Below are 13,264 nucleotides of genomic sequence, written 5' to 3' on the forward strand. Positions count from 1 at the left end.
GAAAGCACCGCCATGCACACCATCGCCCGAATCACAGTCCTCACACTGGCCCTGGGCTTGAGTGCATGTGCGGTGCAACGACCGGAACCGACCACCAACCTGCCGCCGATTCCGCCGTCGCAACCGAGCCCGACGCCATCGACGTCACCGACCCCAGGCAAAAGCATCCCGGCGAAACCGGCCAAACCCGTGCCGCGCACCTCGGCCAGTTTCGCCCCACCACCGGGCGGCAACAGCCACTGGGATCAGAAACTCGGCGTCTACGTCCTCGACGACCAGACCAACACCTTCTACCGCCAGCGCACCTACTACCGCTGGAACAACGGCTGGAGCCGGTCCGTCAGCCCCAACGGCCCGTGGGAAGACACCAACATCCACGGCGTGCCACCGGGACTGGGCAAGCAGTTCGGGCAGTAAATGAAAACGGCGATCTTCGGATCGCCTTTTTTTTGTCTGTCGATTGCGCTGGTGATTTCACAGGATCGCGCGGTAGCTGCCGAGCGCTTGAATCGACTTCTTCAACCCCTGACGTTGTAGCAAACTCAGAAACGATTCGACGTCCATCGTGGGTGTTTTCAATTGTTTGCGTTGGTGCTGCGCGGCTGCGACAACGGCTGCCGAATCCAGATGAAACAGGTTTTCGACGAACTCATCCGGGTGTTGCGCCTCAATACCGAAAGGGGCGAGGTATTTGTCGGGAAAATCTTTCAAATTAAACGTCACGATCACGCCAGCATTGCAACGAATCGCTGCTGCCAGAACATGGCGGTCATCCAGATCGGGCAATGACAATCCACTGACCAAATTTTCATAGTCGTAGACGCAGGCATCGGGAATCGCCTGATCCATCAGCTCCGAGGTGCGATCCAATTGCTCGATTGTCAGGTCAGTGCGGTTCTTCAACAGATTGCGTTTCCATTCGCCGTGAATCTCCTTGGTCCATCGTGCCCGGAATAGCCCTGAGAGGGCTAACCACATCAAAAAGTCTCTCAATGGGGCTGGGTACAAAACACATGCATCGGCTCTTTATTGGCGAGGCAGCAGTGAAAGAGGAATGCCTCACTCGTAACCTGTCCTTAACGCTTGTGCCTGCTCTGCGAGAAGCATCATTGCCTGCTCGCTGGCGCTGTCACGCCGGGTCTTATAATCCATCAGATCGGCAAAGCGCACACGTCGGTGCTTGCCGGTTTTGTGGTAGGAAATCTCGCCACTTTCCAGCAGTTTAATCATGTGCGGGCGTGAGACGTTGAGCAGGTCGGCGGCTTCTTGGGTGGTCAGTTCGGCGTGTACTGGCACGACTTTAACGGCGTTGCCCTCTGCCAGCGCTGTAAGAATGTCAGCAAGCAAGCGCAGGGCGGACGTTGGCAACTCGACACGATGAGCTTCGTTCTGCTCATCGAAGATATGTATGTGCTGGGTTTCGAATTGGGTAGCGAGGTAAGCGGCCAAGGCACGCTGGCCCTCGATGGCGGCTTTGATCTCGCGCTCTACGGGGAGGGTGACCGGCGGATGAATAACAATCGACATGATGGTTTTCCAGCTTTCTGAAAAGACAATGTCGGGACGTTATTCGAATTAAACGAAAATCGCAATAAACGAAACGTTACGCGTCAATGGTTGCTCACTAGAAGCCCGTGGACACACTCAACAATCGCCCTTGCCTTGGCACTCGCCATCTGCCCCGTCGGAAAAACCGCCCACACATCGTTATCCGGCAGCGTCCACTCCTACAGGGGAGTCGTATTGATTAAAACGAGGCTTTACCGACCTAGGAGCCGCCATCGACGAACAATGTCTGCCCGGTGATGAAGCCACTCTGTTCTGAAGGTAGAAACTGCCATTGCCATAACAATCCCTTCTGGTCTTCCATTGTTCAGGGCTTTGGATGTGAGCCGCTGAGTGTAATCGGGTCCGGTTGCGATGCAATCAATCACATTCTGTAAAACAACCGGGCGTCGCTTCCAGAATTTCTATGCTTGAGTAAAAATAACTCTAGAGTTATTTTTGTGAGGCCAAGGCAAGGAGGCGGTTGGTGCAGAGCAGGCTATTGATCAAGGAGTTGGAGGATGCAGGCTGGACGCTGGATCGGGTCACTGGCAGTCATCACATCTTCAGGCACCGATACAACCCGTACACGATTCCCGTTCCTCACCCGAAAAAGGATTTGCCACTGGGGACGGTCAAAAGCATCAGGAGGCGTGCCGGGTTGTACAACCCGCCAGCCAGTTATGAAGGAGATCCGTAATGCAATATCCAATCTGCATCGAATGGGGTGATGAAAATACCGCCATCGGTATTCAGATCCCTGATATTCCTGGCGCAGTAACGGCAGGGGATAGCTTTGAAGATGCCTACAATGCGGCGGTTGAAATCGCCCACATCATGCTGCAAGAAATTGCGGCGGACGGTGAGTCGATTCCTATGCCGACATCGGCATCTGCTCATCGCAGTAATCCGGAATTCGCCGATATGGGCTGGGGCATGCTGGAACTGGATATCTCGCCGTATCTGGGCAAGACCGAGAAGGTCAACGTGACGCTCCCCGGTTACGTGATTCAGCGCATCGATCGTTATGTGCGCGAACACAACGTCAAAAGCCGCTCCTCCTTTCTGGCGGATGCGGCAATGGAGAAACTGGTTCGTTATTAAGCTTCCTCGCTCCCCCAGGCTCAGTGAATAACCTGTGGGAGCGAGCCTGCTCGCGAAGCTTTTGACGCTTCACGCAGTCGCCAATGAACCACGCTGCGAAACACTCAAAAACCGCAACAATGCCAACAGCGGGAACGCACTGCCGACAATCACGATCCACAACCAGCCGCCATGCTCATACAACGCACTGGCGACCGACGAGCCGAAGGCGCCGCCGATGAAGATGCTGGTCATGTACAGCGCGTTCAAACGACCACGGCTCTTTGCGTCCAGCGAGTAGACCGCGCGTTGGCCGAGCACCATGTTCATTTGTACGCAGAAGTCGAGCACCACGCCGGTTACGGCCAGGCCGATCACGCTGTAGGCGGGGTGGATGAAGGCGGGCAGGAAGCTCAGGCTGGCGAAGATCATGGCCAGCAGCGAGGCGATGCGGGTGTGGCCGGCGTCGGCCAGGCGCCCGCTGATCGGCGCGGCGATGGCACCAATGGCGCCGACCAAAGCAAAGATCGCGATTTCGCTTTGCGACAGGCCATGGTTACGCGCCAGTTCCAGCGGCACAGCGGTCCAGAACAGACTGAACGCGGCGAACATGCAGCCCTGATAAAACGCCCGTTGGCGCAGTACCGGTTGCTGGCGCAGGAGTGTCCACAGTGAACCGATCAGTTGGCCGTAGGTGGCGCTGTGATCCGGTTGGCGCTTGGGAACGGTCAGCGCCAGTACCACGCTGATCGCCGCCATCAATGCGGCAGCAATCATGAACATCGCCCGCCAGCCGAGGTGATCTGCAACCACGCTCGATACCGGTCGCGCCAACAGAATCCCCAGCAACAAACCGCCCATGATCCCGCCGACCACACGGCCACGGGATTCCTCCGGAGCAAGGTGCGCCGCCAGAGGAATCAGAATCTGCACCGACACCGAGCTGAAGCCGACCAACAACGAGATCAGCAGAAACACATTAGGCTGATCGGTAAACGCCGCCGCCAACAGGCTGGCAATCGCCACCACGGTGGTGATGATCATCAACCGACGGTTTTCCAGCAGGTCCGCCAGCGGCACCAAAAAAAACAGGCCCAGCGCATAGCCGATCTGCGTCAGCGAAACGATGAAACTGGCCATGGTGTCGCTCAGGCCAATGTCCGGCGCGATCAGGCCGATGATTGGCTGCGCATAGTAGATGTTGGCAACGATGGCGCCGCAGCAGAAGGCGAACAGCAGCACCATGCCTCGGGTCATTGCGTGAGTCGTGGCGATCATAGGAGTTACTCGATCCAGCGAAAGGAATGCGGTGAGGCTAAGGGACAAACCGAACGGGCAGAAGCAGCCTTCGGTTGATATCAGTTATTACGTCGGGTAATGACGGCCGTGGCCATTCGGGGCGAACCTTGCGTCCGACCGTTGAGGGCTGATGATACATTCACTTACATCTTCTTCGATAGCGTGCTTATGTTTGCATCGGTTGTTCCACGTAGATCACCGGAGGAATGCAATGTTTCGTCAGACGCTTCGCCATACCGCAACGATTGTCCTGATCAGTCTGCTCGGCGCGACGAGCGTGCAGGCCGCTGATGCACCGGGGATGCGCCTCGGCGTACGCGGCGAGATCACCGGGGTCAGCGCAGACAGCTTGAAAGTCAACGTCAACAGCGGCGAGAACGTGGTGATTCACTTGACCGGCGACACCAAAGTCCGCGGCGTTACTCTGGCCAATATCGAAGACATCAAGCCCGGCAGCTACATCGGTTCGGCGGCGATGTCGCAGGAGGATGGCACGCTCAAGGCGCTGGAAGTGCATGTGTTTCCGCCGGAGCTGGCGGGTAGCGGCGACGGTCATCGACCGTTCGATCTGGCCAAGGGCAGCAGCATGACCAATGGCAGCGTCGGCGATCTGGTGGTGAGCAACGGGCGGGTGCTGACGGTGAATTACAAGGGCGGACAGCAAAAGATACTGGTGCCGGAGGATGTGCCGATCGTTAATTTGATGCCGGGGGATCGGAGCTTGCTGAAGGTTGGGGTGAAGATTGTTACGTTCGTGACGCAGAGTGCGGATGGCACGCTGACGGCGCAATCGATTTCTGCGGGGAAGGATGGAGTGACGCCGCCGATGTAGAAGCCCCTCACCCTAGCCCTCCCGAAACGTCGGACCGCCCAGAGGGAGAGGGGACTGACCGAGGTGTCTGGCGCTATACATCGACCTGAAAGACTTGCAGCGATTATGGATTCACAGCAGCACTTTCAGGTCGGAAAATCTTTTGAGCATCCCACGGTTGGCCCCCTCTCCCTCTGGACGGTCCGACGTTTCGGGAGGGCTGGGGTGAGGGTAAAGCGCCCACAAAAAAGGCGACCCTTGCGGATCGCCTTTTTCATGTCAGCTTAAACCTTACTGCCCGCTATAAATCTGATCAAAAACCCCACCATCATTGAAGTGAGTCTTCTGCACCGTACGCCAGTCACCAAAGGTCTTCTCCACCGAAAGGAAGTCAACTTTCGGGAAACGATCGGTGTACTTCGCCAACACCGCGGGATCACGTGGACGCAGGTAGTTCGCCGCCGCAATTTCCTGACCTTCCGGCGACCACAGGTACTTCAGGTATTCATCCGCCGCCGCACGCGAGCCTTTCTTGTCGACCACTTTGTCGACCACCGACACCGGTGGCTCGGCTTCAGCGGAAACACTCGGGTAGATCACTTCAAACTGATCACGACCAAACTCGCGGGCAATCATTTCGGCTTCGTTTTCGAAGGTCACCAGCACGTCGCCGATCTGGTTGGTCATGAACGTGGTGGTGGCGGCGCGGCCACCGGTGTCCAGCACTGGCGCCTGCTTGAACAGTTTGCCGACGAAGTCCTTGGCCTTGTTCTCGTCGCCGCCGTTCTTCAGCACATAACCCCAGGCCGACAGGTAGGTGTAGCGGCCATTACCCGAGGTTTTCGGGTTTGGCACGATCACTTGCACGCCGTCCTTGAGCAGATCCGGCCAGTCTTTCAGGGCTTTCGGGTTGCCTTTGCGCACGATAAACACCGTGGCCGAAGTGAACGGCGCGCTGTTGTTCGGCAGGCGCGTGACCCAGTTTTCCGGGACCAGTTTGCCGTTGTCGGCGAGAGCGTTGATGTCGGTGGCCATGTTCATGGTGATGACGTCAGCGGGCAGGCCGTCGATCACCGAACGCGCTTGCTTGCTCGAACCGCCGAAAGACATCTGCACGGTGATGTTTTCGTTGTGCTCGGCTTGCCAGTGTTTCTGGAACGCAGTGTTGTAGTCCTTGTAGAAATCGCGCATCACGTCGTAGGAAACGTTGAGCAGCGTCGGGGCTGCCTGGGCGATGTTGGCCAAGGCCAGGCCGGCGGCGAGAAGTGAGGCGCCAAAGAGTTTTTTCACTGCGCATTCCTTGTTTTATCTGTGTAGGAGCAGGGGGTGATGTTCAATTGCCACTGACTATAACGGGGCACGCATAGTCGTTTAAAGATTAAAAAGCTCTTTGCTTATTCCAGTTTCTTGAACAAGGCATTGCCACATCGCGAGCAGAACGCCGCGCCATGCTCGTGGCTGTTTTTCTTGCACACCGGGCAGTCGTGTTGCAACTGTTCACCGCGCATGGCGTTGGCCAGTTCGGCGGTAAAAATCCCCGTCGGCACGGCGATGATCGAGTAACCGGTGATCATCACCAGCGACGAAATCACCTGGCCCAACGGGGTCTTCGGCACGATGTCGCCGAAGCCCACGGTGGTCAGCGTGACGATCGCCCAATAGATGCCTTTGGGGATGCTGGTGAAGCCATGTTCCGGGCCTTCGATTACGTACATCAGGGTGCCGAACACCGTCACCAGCGTGCAGACGCTGACCAGAAACACCACGATTTTCTGCTTGCTGCCACGCAGCGCCGACATCAAATAGTTGGCTTGCTTGAGGTACGGGCTGAGCTTGAGCACGCGGAAAATCCGCAGCATGCGGATGATCCGAATGATCAGCAGGTACTGCGCATCGCTGTAATACAGGGCGAGGATGCCTGGCACGATCGCCAGCAAATCCACCAGCCCGTAAAAGCTGAAGGCGTAGCGCAACGGCTTCGGTGAGCAATACAGACGCAGGATGTACTCGCCGAGAAAGATGATCGTGAAGCCCCATTCGATGTAGGCCAGCACGTCGGCGTAGTTCTGGTGAATGCTGTCGATGCTGTCGAGCATCACGATCACCAGACTGGAGAGGATGATCAACAGCAGGATGCCGTCGAAGCGACGCCCGGCAAGGGTGTCGCTCTGGAAAATCATCACGTAAAGCCGTTCGCGCCAATTGTTGCTGCTGTCCATGGATAACGCCTGAATCGAAGATCAGCGCAGCCTAGGTTGATTCTCCCCATGAGCGCAAGGCGCACGCTCAACCGGGGTTTTGCCGAGCATCTGGATGCCGGCGCGGATCAGCCAGCCGGCGAGGATGAACGGCGCGGTCAGGGTGGCGAGGCCAACGGCAGCAAACAGTGGCGTCACCAGCAGCGCCAGGACGATGCCGAGTAGTGGCAGCCACGGTTGTTGGCGTTGCGCACTGAAGGCGAGGGCGGCCAGCACGGCGTTGTAGCTGCCCAAACCTAAAAGCGCAGCGCTGGTTTCGTGGTGCAGCAGGCTTGAGGCCAGACCGATGGCTGACGCCAGCATTGCCCAGCAAAACGCCCGGCGATCAGCCATCAGCAAACCAATGGCGATGAGCGCGCCGGCCAGCGGATGACCGAGAAACATCACTTGACCCAGACCGCGCAGTTCGGCGGCGAGCAGATTCAGCGTGTTCATCTCGATGTGCGCCATCGGCGCTGACGGTTCGGCGAACAGCAGCAGAACCCAGCTCAGCGCCACGAACGGCGAGGTGTAGGCCGGAATCGATCGGCTGCGGTACACATGTTTGAGCCATTGCTGCGTGGCCATCGCGCTCAAGCCGCCGGCGGCGAGAATCAGCGGCGGCAGCAGCGGCGACCAAGGGAAATACAGGCTCAGCAGCAGGCCGAGCAGGATGGCGTTGTAGCTGAACAATCCGGCCTGACGATCAGCCTTGGCGTAGTTGCGGCGTTGCGCGGTGAGCAATCCGGCGACGGCACCGAGCAGCGCACCGGCGAACAGCACCGGTGCGGTCAGCAGGATCGCCAACAGACACAGCAGGCCGCACAGCGGATGGCGCTGGAGGAATATTTGACTGAAACCGTTGAGCAAAGCCTCGGCCCAGTCGGGGCAGTGGGTGTTGAAATGATTGGCAGGCATGGCAGTTCATTCGGTACTGATCGTTCCCACGTCGAACCGTCTGCGTGGGAATGCCTCAAAGGACGCTCTGCGTCTGCTCTTGGGACGCGGAGCGTCCCGGGCCGCATTCCCACGCGGAGCGTGGGAACGATCATGGTGGGCGGTTAAATCAACGTTTCGATCCGCAGCGAGTTAGTCGATCCCGGCTGGCCAAATGGCACGCCGGCAGTGATCAGCAGCGTGTCGCCACGCTCGGCCATGCCTTGGGCCTGGGCGATTTCCAGCGCGGTCGAGCAGACTTCGTCGACCTGACGCAGGCGATCGTTGACCACCGAATGAATCCCCCACGCCACGCTCAGACGCCGCGCGGTTTGCAGGTTCGGCGTCAGGTTGAGGATCGGCGCTTTCGGCCGTTCCCGCGCCGCACGCAAACTCGATGCACCCGACTCGCTGTAGTTGACCAACACCGCCACCGGCAGCACGTTGCTGATGCGACGGATCGCGCAGCTGATCGCATCGGAAACCGTCGCTTCCGCCTTCGGCCGGCTGACGTCGAGCTGAGTCTGATAATCCGGACCGTTCTCCACCTGACGAATGATCTTGCTCATCATCTGCACGGCTTCCAGCGGGTATTCGCCGGACGCGGTTTCTGCCGACAGCATCACCGCATCGGCACCTTCGGCCACGGCGTTCGCAACGTCAGTCACTTCGGCACGGGTCGGGGCAGGGGAGAAGCGCATCGACTCGAGCATTTGCGTCGCCACCACCACCGGTTTGCCCAGTTCGCGGCAGGTGGTGATGATGTTTTTCTGAATCTGCGGCACGCTTTCCGCCGGCACTTCGACGCCGAGGTCGCCACGAGCAACCATGATCGCGTCGCTCAATTCAGCGATTTCGCGCAGTTGCTCAACGGCGGAAGGCTTCTCGATTTTCGCCATCAGAAAGGCTTTGTCACCGATCAGTGCGCGGGCTTCGACGATGTCTTGCGGGCGCTGCACAAACGACAGCGCGACCCAGTCCACGCCGAGTTCCAGACCGAAGCTCAGGTCACGACGATCCTTGGCGGTCAGCGGGCTGAGGTCGAGCACCGCTTGCGGTACGTTGACGCCTTTGCGGTCCGACAGTTCGCCGCCGTTGAGCACGGTAGTATCAATCGCGTCGGCGTATTTGCTGACCACACGCAGACGCAGTTTGCCGTCGTCGAGCAGCAGATCCATGCCCGCTTCCAGCGCTTCGATGATCTCCGGATGCGGCAGATTGACCCGGCGCTCATCGCCCGGTGTCGCGTCCAGATCGAGACGGAAGGCCTGACCACGATGCAGCTGCACCTTGCCGTCGGCGAACTTGCCGACGCGCAGTTTCGGCCCCTGCAAGTCCATCAGAATGCCCAGCGGGTAGTTGAGCTGGCGCTCGACTTCGCGGATCCACTGATAGCGCTTGGCGTGGTCGGCATGATCGCCGTGGCTGAAGTTCAGGCGGAAGATATTCACCCCGGCCTTGACCAGTTCACGGATGTCTTCGATGCCATCGACAGCAGGACCGAGGGTGGCGAGGATTTTGACCTTTTTATCAGGCGTCATGATTTGCAGCTCTCAAGGATCAGAATGGCGCGGAAGTCGTTGACGTTGGTGCGGGTCGGCTCGGTGACGATCAGCGCATCGAGCGCCGCGAAATAGCCGTAGCCGTTGTTGTTATCCAGCTCGTCGCTGGCGCTCAAACCGAGGGCGGCGGCGCGGGCGTAGCTGTCCGGGGTCATGATCGCGCCGGCGTTGTCTTCCGAGCCATCAATGCCGTCGGTGTCACCGGCCAGCGCGTAGACGCCGGGCTGGCCTTTGAGGTTGTCGGTGAGGCTCAAGAGGAATTCGGCGTTGCGTCCGCCACGGCCATTGCCGCGCACGGTCACGGTGGTTTCGCCGCCAGACAAAATCACGCACGGCGCCGCCAATGGCTGGCCGTGGTTGATGATCTGGCGGGCGATACCGGCGTGGACTTTCGCCACTTCGCGCGACTCACCTTCGAGGTCGCCGAGGATCAGCGTGCTGAAACCGGCCTGACGGCATTTCACTGCGGCGGCATCCAGCGATTGCTGAGGACGGGCGATCAACTGGAAGTGGCTGCGCGCGAGGCTCGGGTCACCGGGTTTGACGGTTTCCGACTCCGGGCTTTGCAGCCAGTTGCGCACTGAAGCAGGGATCTCGATGCCGTAGCGCTTGAGGATTGCCAGCGCCTCAGCGGAAGTGCTTGGATCGGCCACGGTCGGGCCGGAAGCGATGACCGTGGCGAGGTCGCCCGGGACATCGGAAATCGCGTAGGTATAAACAGTGGCAGGCCAGCAGGCCTTGCCGAGACGGCCGCCCTTGATCGCCGAGAGGTGCTTGCGCACGCAGTTCATCTCGCCGATGGTCGCGCCGGATTTGAGCAGGGCTTTGTTGATCGACTGCTTGTCGGCGAGGGTGATGCCTGCGGCCGGCAACGCCAGCAGGGCCGAGCCACCACCGGAGAGCAGGAAGATCACGCGGTCGTCTTCAGTCAGGTTGCTGACCAGTTCGAGCACACGTTTGGCCACGGCCAGGCCGGCAGCGTCCGGGACGGGGTGCGCGGCTTCGACCACTTCGATTTTTTCGCACGGGGCGCCGTGACCGTAACGGGTCACCACCAGGCCAGACACTTCACCTTCCCAGCAACGCTCGACCACTTGCGCCATGGCGGCAGCGGCTTTGCCGGCACCGATGACGATCACCCGACCGCTGCGATCGGCAGGCAAATGGGCTTCGAGGACTTGGTTCGGATGGGCCGCGTCGATGGCTGTGGCAAACAGCTCGCGCAGCAGTTGTTGCGGATCGACCGACATGGCGGGCTCCCGGAATTCTTGTTATTCGAAAGGGCAACTCAGATCCCTTGTAGGAGTGAGCCTGCTCGCGATCCAGGCGGCGCGGTAAATCTGACTCACCGCGGTGACTTCATCGCGAGCAGGCTCACTCCTACAGGTTTGATGAAGGCTTATTTGTTGTCGCGAATCGAGAAGTTAGCCATGTGCTCCAGACCTTTGATCAGCGCCGAGTGATCCCAGTTGCTGCCACCGATCGCTGCGCAGGTGCTGAACACTTGCTGGGCGTTGGCGGTGTTCGGCAGGTTGATGTTCAGCTCCTTCGCGCCTTGCAGGGCCAGGTTCAGGTCTTTCTGGTGCAGGCTGATGCGGAAGCCTGGATCGAAGGTGCCTTTGATCATGCGCTCGCCGTGCACTTCGAGGATCTTCGAGGAGGCGAAACCGCCCATCAGCGCTTCACGCACCTTGGCTGGATCGGCACCGTTTTTCGAAGCGAACAGCAGGGCTTCAGCGACGGCCTGAATGTTCAGGGCAACGATGATCTGGTTGGCGACTTTGGCGGTTTGACCGTCGCCATTGCCACCGACCAAGGTGATGTTCTTGCCCATGGCCTGGAACAGCGGCAGCGCGCGTTCGAAGGCATCGGCGTCGCCACCGATCATGATGCTCAGGGTCGCGGCTTTGGCGCCGACTTCACCGCCGGAAACCGGTGCGTCGAGGTATTGCGCGCCTTTCTCGTTGATCTTCGCTGCGAATGCTTTGGTGGCGGTAGGCGAGATCGAGCTCATGTCGATCACGATTTTGCCTTTGCTCAGGCCAGCGGCAACGCCGTCGGCGCGGAACAGTACGTCGTCGACCTGTGGGGTATCCGGGACCATGACGATGATGAATTCAGCTTCCTGCGCGACTTCGCGCGGGTTGGCCAGGGCGACGGCGCCAGCGGCAACCAGGTCGGCAGGGGCGGCGTCGTGGTGCGCCGACAGGAACAGGCTGTGACCGGCTTTCTGCAGGTTCGAAGCCATTGGGTGGCCCATGATGCCGGTGCCGATAAATCCGATTTTAGCCATGAGAAAATCCTCTTGTTTTTGTCTTGCTCAAGCAAATAGGGGAAAGCTGTTGCTTTTATGTAGGAGTGAGCCTGCTCGCGATTCAGGCGCTGAGGTACATCAGGTGTACCGAGGTGAATTCATCGCGAGCAGGCTCACTCCTACAGGGGATCTGCGTCAGATTGCGTTGTGGGTTTTCAGCCAGCCGAGGCCTGCTTCAGTGGTGGTCAGCGGCTTGTATTCGCAACCCACCCAACCCTGATAACCGATGCGGTCGAGGTGTTCGAACAGGAAGCGGTAGTTGATTTCACCGGTGCCTGGTTCGTTGCGCCCCGGGTTGTCCGCGAGCTGCACATGGTTGATCTCGCCCAGGTGCGATTGCAGGGTGCGGGCCAGATCGCCTTCCATGATTTGCATGTGATAAATGTCGTATTGCAGATACAGATTGGCGCTGCCGACCTGCTCGCGAATCGACAGGGCTTGCGCCGTGTTGTTCAGGTAGAAGCCCGGGATGTCGCGGGTGTTGATTGCTTCCATCACCAGTTTGATGCCCACCGCTTGCAGCTTGTCGGCGGCGTATTTCAGGTTGGCGACGAAGGTCTTTTCTACCGTGGCATCGTCAACGCCTTGCGGACGGATACCGGCCAGGCAGTTGATCTGGGTGTTGCCCAGCACTTGTGCGTAGGCAATCGCCAGATCGACACCGGCGCGGAACTCTTCGACCCGATCTGGCAAACACGCGATACCACGTTCGCCCTTGGCCCAGTCACCGGCCGGCAGGTTGAACAGCACTTGGGTCAGACCGTTGGCGTCGAGTTTGGCCTTGATTTCGGCAGAGCTGAAGTCGTACGGGAACAGGTACTCGACACCGCTGAAGCCAGCCTTGGCGGCGGCGTCGAAACGGGCAAGGAAATCCTGTTCGGTGAACAGCATGGACAGGTTGGCTGCGAAACGCGGCATGGTGGTCTCCCGTTGCAAATTAATGTTGATGGCCCTGTGTAGGAGCTGCCGCAGGCTGCGATCTTTTGATCTTGATCTGTTAACAACAAAGATCAAAAGATCGCAGCCTGCGGCAGCTCCTACAGGAGCATCAGGCCATGGCGGATCAGTCGAGCAGCGAAATCGCCGTTGGCGCATCGTTGCCGACCAGCGCCAGGTCTTCGAATTCGTTGACGGCGTTGATCTCGGTACCCATGGAGATATTGGTCACACGCTCCAGAATGATCTCGACGATCACCGGCACCTTGAACTCTTCGATCATCTGTTCGGCCTTGCGCAGGGCAGGGGCGATTTCCGATGGTTCGAATACACGCAGCGCCTTACAGCCAAGGCCTTCAGCCACTGCGACGTGGTCAACACCGTAACCGTTGAGTTCCGGCGCGTTCAGGTTATCGAAGGACAGCTGCACGCAGTAGTCCATTTCGAACCCGCGCTGCGCCTGACGGATCAGACCCAGGTACGAGTTGTTCACCACAACGTGGATGTACGGCAGATTGAACTGAGCGCCGACCGCCAGTTC

General features: G+C 59.0%; 15 protein-coding genes and 2 pseudogenes. 4 read left to right on the forward strand and 13 right to left on the reverse strand.

Annotated elements, in window-relative coordinates:
* Positions 1–12 precede the first annotated feature (12 nt).
* Entirely contained in the window at positions 13–417 is a 405-nt protein-coding gene (locus ACIPIZ_RS25145; RefSeq protein WP_016987493.1) for a hypothetical protein, read from the forward strand.
* Between the two features lie 57 nt (positions 418–474).
* On the opposite strand, the gene ACIPIZ_RS25150 is transcribed toward ACIPIZ_RS25145, so the two are convergent.
* From ACIPIZ_RS25150 to ACIPIZ_RS25165, 4 genes and pseudogenes are all read right to left on the reverse strand, one after another.
* A complete protein-coding gene (locus tag ACIPIZ_RS25150) occupies positions 475–1,008 on the reverse strand; it encodes a PIN domain-containing protein (protein WP_082355459.1) in 534 nt (177 codons plus the stop codon).
* Positions 1,009–1,059: 51 nt separating this feature from the next.
* On the reverse strand, positions 1,060–1,527 hold the full coding sequence (locus ACIPIZ_RS25155; RefSeq protein ID WP_007919953.1) for a helix-turn-helix domain-containing protein: 468 nt from the start codon (positions 1,525–1,527) through the stop codon (positions 1,060–1,062).
* An 83-nt stretch (positions 1,528–1,610) separates the two neighbouring features.
* A pseudogene (locus tag ACIPIZ_RS25160) lies at positions 1,611–1,727 on the reverse strand (LysR family transcriptional regulator); the annotation flags it as partial.
* 41 nt (positions 1,728–1,768) lie between these two features.
* Positions 1,769–1,847: pseudogene (locus tag ACIPIZ_RS25165) on the reverse strand (short-chain dehydrogenase); the annotation flags it as partial.
* A 185-nt stretch (positions 1,848–2,032) separates the two neighbouring features.
* Here ACIPIZ_RS25165 and ACIPIZ_RS25170 point away from each other — a divergent pair.
* Entirely contained in the window at positions 2,033–2,245 is a 213-nt protein-coding gene (locus ACIPIZ_RS25170) for a type II toxin-antitoxin system HicA family toxin (RefSeq protein ID WP_064390886.1), read from the forward strand.
* Entirely contained in the window at positions 2,245–2,649 is a 405-nt protein-coding gene (locus ACIPIZ_RS25175; protein ID WP_122844880.1) for a type II toxin-antitoxin system HicB family antitoxin, read from the forward strand. The genes ACIPIZ_RS25170 and ACIPIZ_RS25175 overlap by 1 nt, the downstream gene beginning before the upstream one ends.
* Before the next feature lie 69 nt (positions 2,650–2,718).
* Here the strand turns inward: ACIPIZ_RS25175 and ACIPIZ_RS25180 are convergent, their stop codons facing one another.
* Positions 2,719–3,906, reverse strand: coding sequence for an MFS transporter (locus ACIPIZ_RS25180; protein WP_253485218.1), 1,188 nt, complete (start codon positions 3,904–3,906; stop codon positions 2,719–2,721).
* Between the two features lie 232 nt (positions 3,907–4,138).
* Between ACIPIZ_RS25180 and ACIPIZ_RS25185 the strand changes: the two genes are divergently transcribed.
* A complete protein-coding gene (locus tag ACIPIZ_RS25185; RefSeq protein WP_401168048.1) occupies positions 4,139–4,759 on the forward strand; it encodes a hypothetical protein in 621 nt (206 codons plus the stop codon).
* Between the two features lie 270 nt (positions 4,760–5,029).
* On the opposite strand, the gene ACIPIZ_RS25190 is transcribed toward ACIPIZ_RS25185, so the two are convergent.
* The 8 genes from ACIPIZ_RS25190 to ACIPIZ_RS25225 form a co-directional block, all read right to left on the reverse strand.
* The gene (locus ACIPIZ_RS25190; RefSeq protein ID WP_034151535.1) at positions 5,030–6,028 is read right to left on the reverse strand and encodes a sulfate ABC transporter substrate-binding protein; all 999 of its coding nucleotides are present in this window, start codon (positions 6,026–6,028) and stop codon (positions 5,030–5,032) included.
* A gap of 104 nt (positions 6,029–6,132) precedes the next feature.
* A complete protein-coding gene (locus ACIPIZ_RS25195; protein WP_064390891.1) occupies positions 6,133–6,957 on the reverse strand; it encodes an ion transporter in 825 nt (274 codons plus the stop codon).
* Between the two features lie 21 nt (positions 6,958–6,978).
* Positions 6,979–7,893, reverse strand: a complete 915-nt coding sequence (locus ACIPIZ_RS25200) for an urea transporter (RefSeq protein ID WP_401168051.1) — start codon at positions 7,891–7,893, stop codon at positions 6,979–6,981.
* A gap of 143 nt (positions 7,894–8,036) precedes the next feature.
* Positions 8,037–9,452: a pyruvate kinase gene (gene pyk, locus ACIPIZ_RS25205; protein WP_401168053.1), complete on the reverse strand. Its 1,416-nt coding sequence runs from the start codon at positions 9,450–9,452 to the stop codon at positions 8,037–8,039.
* Positions 9,449–10,723: a glycerate kinase gene (locus ACIPIZ_RS25210; protein ID WP_401168056.1), complete on the reverse strand. Its 1,275-nt coding sequence runs from the start codon at positions 10,721–10,723 to the stop codon at positions 9,449–9,451. Before ACIPIZ_RS25210 ends, pyk begins: the two co-directional genes overlap by 4 nt.
* A gap of 149 nt (positions 10,724–10,872) precedes the next feature.
* Positions 10,873–11,766, reverse strand: a complete 894-nt coding sequence (locus tag ACIPIZ_RS25215) for a 2-hydroxy-3-oxopropionate reductase (protein ID WP_007919937.1) — start codon at positions 11,764–11,766, stop codon at positions 10,873–10,875.
* A 156-nt stretch (positions 11,767–11,922) separates the two neighbouring features.
* Positions 11,923–12,705, reverse strand: a complete 783-nt coding sequence (gene hyi, locus ACIPIZ_RS25220) for a hydroxypyruvate isomerase (protein WP_150647092.1) — start codon at positions 12,703–12,705, stop codon at positions 11,923–11,925.
* Positions 12,706–12,850: 145 nt separating this feature from the next.
* The coding region (locus ACIPIZ_RS25225) for a thiamine pyrophosphate-dependent enzyme (RefSeq protein ID WP_401168059.1) at positions 12,851–13,264 on the reverse strand (414 nt) is incomplete at its 5' end.

This window comes from Pseudomonas sp. NPDC087690 (assembly GCF_044743175.1).
Taxonomy (GTDB): Bacteria; Pseudomonadota; Gammaproteobacteria; order Pseudomonadales; family Pseudomonadaceae; genus Aquipseudomonas.